Below are 1,012 nucleotides of genomic sequence, written 5' to 3' on the forward strand. Positions count from 1 at the left end.
ACAATTGGCGACACCGCACTCCGGGAGACGAATCCGGGGAGTTCCAACCGGGGTCGAAATAACGGGAATTAAGTCCTGCGTGAGACGCACTCCACATCACATGGTCATCACAAAGCGCGCGATTCGCACGGGCCGTGCTTCGACGCGCGGTAACGTCGATTGAGTGCGTACCGATCAATTGCTGTCCCGTCTGGAGCCGGTGTTCGCCCGGCTGGACCGGGAACCAGAGCGACCGGCTCATCTGCAGACTCCGCAGATGAGCCGGCACCGCGTCGTGCTCCTCTGCGCCACCCTCGCCTTCTACCTGGCGATCGTCGTGGCCGTACTGACGACGTCCTGGCTCGTCCGCCTGGACTGGCAGATCATGTTCTTCCGGCCGTACGAGCAGTGGCCGCAGATCCACGCCTTCCTCGACTACCTGGTCGTCCTCGGCCAGCGCGGACCCACGGCGGTGATGGTCGCGGCCTGGCTCGGCTGGCGCTCCTGGCGACAGCACACCCTCCGTCCGCTGATCGCCCTCGGCGTGGCCCTGCTGCTGCTGAACATCACCGTGGGCTCCGTGAAGCTGGGCCTCGGCCGCCTCGGCCCGCACTACGCCACCCAGATCGGCTCCGCCGAGCTCTTCGCGGGCGGCGATATATTCCCTTCCGGCCACACCGCCAACGCCGTCGTGACCTGGGGAATCCTGGCCTACCTGGCTTCCACCACGGTCACCCGGCGGGTGCTGTCCATCCTCTCCGGGGTGCTGTCGCTCAGCGTCGGCGCCACCACCGTCTAACTCGGCACACAATCACCCACTGGGTGAGCGACGTGCTGCTCGGCTGGACCGCCGGCCTGCTGATCATGCTGGCGCTGCCCTGGTTCGAGCCGCTCATCGCCCGCTCCGAGGCCTACGTCTTCGAGCTGCGCGAGCGCTGGCGCCGCCGGCTGGAGGACGGCCGTGTCTCCGAGCCCGTCGCCGCAGCGCTCACCCCGCTGCTCTCGGCGGGCGGCAAGTGGCAGCCCCGACGGG

The 1,012-nt window shown here is 68.1% G+C and carries 1 pseudogene; it reads left to right on the forward strand.

What is annotated here, in order from left to right:
• Positions 1-163: 163 nt before the first annotated feature.
• Positions 164-1,012 (forward strand): annotated as a pseudogene (locus tag VR44_RS39860) (phosphatase PAP2 family protein); the annotation flags it as partial.

Origin of the sequence: Streptomyces katrae (assembly GCF_000966975.1) — a bacterium.
Classification (GTDB): Bacteria; Actinomycetota; Actinomycetes; order Streptomycetales; family Streptomycetaceae; genus Streptomyces; species Streptomyces katrae.